General features: G+C 35.7%; 4 protein-coding genes. 3 read left to right on the top strand and 1 reads right to left on the bottom strand.

What is annotated here, in order from left to right; translation table 11 throughout:
* Positions 1-473 (bottom strand): transposase (locus P9L98_05490; protein ID MDP8216751.1); only part of this gene is annotated, 473 nt, incomplete at its 3' end.
* Positions 474-581: 108 nt separating this feature from the next.
* Here P9L98_05490 and P9L98_05485 point away from each other — a divergent pair.
* The 3 genes from P9L98_05485 to P9L98_05475 form a co-directional block, all read left to right on the top strand.
* Complete coding sequence (locus P9L98_05485) at positions 582-1,433, top strand: hypothetical protein (protein ID MDP8216750.1); 852 nt, start codon at positions 582-584, stop codon at positions 1,431-1,433.
* A 46-nt stretch (positions 1,434-1,479) separates the two neighbouring features.
* Entirely contained in the window at positions 1,480-3,381 is a 1,902-nt protein-coding gene (locus P9L98_05480) for a methyltransferase domain-containing protein (protein MDP8216749.1), read from the top strand.
* A 126-nt stretch (positions 3,382-3,507) separates the two neighbouring features.
* The coding region (locus P9L98_05475; protein MDP8216748.1) for a hypothetical protein at positions 3,508-4,344 on the top strand (837 nt) is incomplete at its 3' end.

Genomic DNA, 4,344 nt, shown 5'->3' with positions numbered 1-4,344 from the left:
ATCTTCATTAATCTTGATGCTGTTCCATGGCTTACAGCATCTCCTATAAACTCTTTGAAGAACTTATGCTGTTTCCGTGTTGAAAATCCAAGTATCATAGACATTACTACCATCTGATCAAACTTCTTCTGTCTTCTTTGGTATTTCTCAAATAATGAGTATCTTATCTTTGTTCCATTCCGTGTCCTGGGTATTTTTATTCTTGAACAGCCGAATGTTGTAGTTAAGAACCTCTCATACTCTCCTTTACGATTATCTTCTCTTCTATCATTTCTTTCATATTTGGCTGCTCTTATCTGTTCTGTAAATTCCTGATAGATATCACCCTGAATAAGCTCTTCTACTGCTTTATGTGCTCTCTTTTGGAACCCTTCAGCATACTCACTCAAGATCCCCATATCCCTAAAATTCCTCTTTACATACTTCCACTGAATTGCTAAATTATCCTTTGAGAAGTTAACCGGCCTATTCATGGCATACCCTCCTGTCCACATATAGTGGACTGTTAATGTTTGTTATCTAAAGGGTATGCCGTCTCTTTATCCTTTTCAAAGAACTTTTAATCTCAAAGTGTCCAAAATATGTTACACTACTTAAAATATGGATTTGAGAAAGAAACAGGAGAAGTTAACGAAGATGGGGAAAAAGTAAAAGTTTTTATTCCAGGATTACAGCAGAACGTAGAAAAGAGAGCTGAAGAAGCAGGAATCACAATTAGTAGCGAAGTAACTTTAACTGAAGAAGAGAGAATATTGGTTTCTGCGATTACACAGGAAGAATATTTTAAGATCTTAAACAAAAAAAAGGAGGAATCTTCGGGTTACCGTGTTGAGATAGCCGAAGGGGTCTTCTTAGATTATGGGCTTTTTATGGAATTAAAAGGAGGTGATTTTACGCAATTTGTCTCAGATAGAGGTTTAGTAATAGCAGATCTTGCTCCGGCTGAAATATATGCTTTAACATTGATCTATGCAAACCAGAAGGCAGGTAAAACATACGGCGCTATTTTGCCTTATGCGGTAGAGACTCCTGATAGAGCTGGTGTCTGGGAAGCTGCCAGAGCTGCTTTAAGACAGATTGGTATGCAGGATCTTCTTGAAATAGGCCCTCCTTATGAGCATTCTTATAGGCAGTATTTTATGCAGGGTCATGATAGAGGGTTCTTTACATTTATAGTTCCTACAGATCCTGGAAGTCAAATAATACCAGGAGATAAGATTCCTGAGTTTACCACTGGGATGCAGAATGCGTTACAGGCTTTAGGAACTCAAGAAGCTCTTGGTGCAGAAGGAAGATTATCAGTAAGAATTGAGATAGAAGGCAGCGTTGATGATAGCATAAGTGCAATTGAGAAGTTCTTTATTGATGTAAAATATGCATTAATGAGTATTGGGGTAAAAATATTAACGGAAGACCAGGATTTATTAAGATGAAAGCATATAAAGCAAAATAGAATCTTTTCAAAGTAGGGGGGGGGTAATGTCAAAATGGGCAGATATAGCTGATTTGACATTTTTGCGTACTTTCTTTTTGTCATTTAAAAATATTTTTTCAAATCTACTTAAATACCATTGTTGCAAAATAGCAAAGACTATTATAGTTGTAATTGTTGCAATTATAGCTATTACTTCAGTTGAACAGGAAATTAATCTCTTAGAAAATCAGGTTTATACCTACCGTAGAGCTCGCTTAGAATACTCTGTTGTTCAGGAGTTAGAAAATGAAGAAGTTAGAGATTTTGTGCGTGATACTATAGTTTTTTATTATAGTAAACATGATTTTAGTAAAGGTGTGGTAGAGGTTTTAGTAAATAGAATATTAGGTGGATTAATTGAAAGGGAAGTTAATGATAAAGAAGCAGCCGAAGGAGTCTGGGAAAAGATAGGAAAGCCCTGGAGCGCTGGCAATGTTATTAGAGAAGCCTTAGTAGAATATCGTAAAGGCACAAAGGTTAAGATACAACTAGGCCTATTGATGGCTCATAACGATAGTTGGGGTGCTAGGATAGTTGATCTAGGAGCAGGTGATAATAGATTGGCTTATGAGATGGATAAGAATTTCGGTAAAGAGGTTCGTGAGATAATCGGAGTGGATATTAATGATTATACTGGAGAGAGAGTTGTTGATAGCGAAGATAGAGAGAGAGTTAGCTTTATCCTGCAAGAAGATGAGAGAAAACTTCCAAATGAAATTGAAAGCAGCAGTGTAGATGCTGTAGTAGCAACAGCAGTTTTGCACCATATGTCAACTGATATTAGAGATGCAATAATAAAAGAGGTCTATCGTGTGCTTAAACCCGGAGGAAGATGGGTTATCTTAGAAGATACATTTCCTGAGTCAGAAGATTTTAAGCCAGAAGGTAAATTTAATGCGGAATTGACAGATAGATTCTTAAAATTGAGTCTTGAGCAGAAGATGGCGGTAACCAAGTTTTTAGATTGGTACGGTAATTATTTTAGTTTAAAGCATGAGAATACTCCTCTTCCTTATAACTTTCAAACTATCGAAAGCTGGGAAAATATTTTTCAAGAGGCAGGTTTTAATGTAGAGAGCAGTACATATTTAGATGTAGTTGATGAATCTTTCTCTCAGAGATCTCCTTTGGGAGTCTTTGTTTTAGAGAAACTTCAAAATGTAGCTCTCAATAAAGATTTTATTACTGTGACAGAAGATATGGAAGAGATGTCTCGTGTGGCTATAGATCTACTTATGAACCGATTAAGAGAGATAGTTAAAGAGAAAGGAGAAGCCAGCATAAGGCTTCCTGGGGGTAGGACATATGATAGGATCTATGAGATTTTGGCGGAGGAATACAGTGATGATCCAATATGGAGTAATGTAATATTAGTACAATTAGATGAGTATATTGGATCTAATATGTTACGAGATGAACTACAAAAGAAACTAATAGAGCCTTTAGGATTTAAAGATTTTATTTCGATAGATGGAAGAGCAAAGGATATTGATGCAGAATTAGATAGGGTCAACGAAGAGTTAGAAGGCGGAATAGATTTAGTATTTTTAGGGTTAGGTGAAAATGGAGCTTTAGCATTAAATGAACCGGATTCCGATGTTCTTGCTTCAGATAGATCAGTTGATATTGTTGATTTAGAAGATTATACTTTAGGTGATAAAGGTATCTTCTTTAGCCGTGCTTTTACTCCGACTTTAAGACTTATCCAAGAGACAGCGGAAGTTTTCTTGCTTGCTTCAGGTGAGACCGGAAGCAATAACTCAAATAATAAAAAAGAAATAATTGAAAGAGCTCTTTTAGGGAATATTACCCCAAGCGTTCCTATTTCCTATATCCGTTTACATCCTAATGCTACTATTATTCTTGATAGAGCAGCTGTTAGTGAGAGACTTCAAGGTGTTTTGTAATTTACTATAAGCAGTTTATTTGTAGTAAGTATTTTTCCTTTCTCTATTAACCATATCTGTGGTATCTTATTTTTCGTTAGCGGTTTTTATCAAAGAATTTTAATAATTAAATCTATGAGGGTAGATATGCAGACTATAAAAGAGAAGTTTCCTATAAGTCCAGATTTAGGTCTCTGGGTGAATAATCCGACACGAGATATCAACTGGCTTACCTTGCCGATCGATGAATGTCAGGGGTTGTTATCTAAAATCATAGAGTTTAAAGATAAGCATAAGGGTCAATATAAGCATATTATAGTTGTTGGTATGGGTGGATCTTCTCGGCCGGCAGATCTTATAAGAGGAGTTTTAGGAACTCAAGATGGTTATGTTCAGATTCATGTTATGGAGAATCTAGATGATGATGCAATATCTGAGATTAAAGAGAGTATTGAGTTAAAAGAGTCTCTATTTATATCAATAAGTAAATCAGGTAATACAACAGAGACTATGGCTTTAACAAGGATTGCATATAGCTGGATAAAAAAAGAGAACTTAGACCCTCAAAAACATTTTATAGCTATTACAACTCTTTCTAAGGAGAGCGCTTTAACTAAATTTCTTAAAGATAACAATGTCAGTGAAGAGAATATATTCCAGCATCCTGAAAATGTTGGCGGAAGATTTACGTTCTTCTCTGTTATAGGGATGCTTCCTGCTGCACTTGCAGGCTATGATGTAGGGAAGATATTAGAGTCTGCAAAGCAAACATTAGAGTCTGATGAGAAGTATAATTTGGGACTATTTTTAGTTAAGATGGAAGAAGAGAATAGACCTTATATGAGAGTGGTCTTACCTATCGAGCTAAAGACAATGGGTGCTTGGATTGAACAACTTATTGCAGAGAGCCTTGGTAAGGTAGATAAAGATGGTAAGAATAGAGGTATAATTCCTATATTAGAGAGAGATTATGATTCTTCAGTT

This window comes from Candidatus Kaelpia imicola (assembly GCA_030765505.1).
GTDB classification, from domain to species: Bacteria; Omnitrophota; Gorgyraeia; order Kaelpiales; family Kaelpiaceae; genus Kaelpia; species Kaelpia imicola.
Note: the sequence above shows the minus strand (reverse complement) of the source record. Positions and strands in the feature narration are given on the sequence as shown.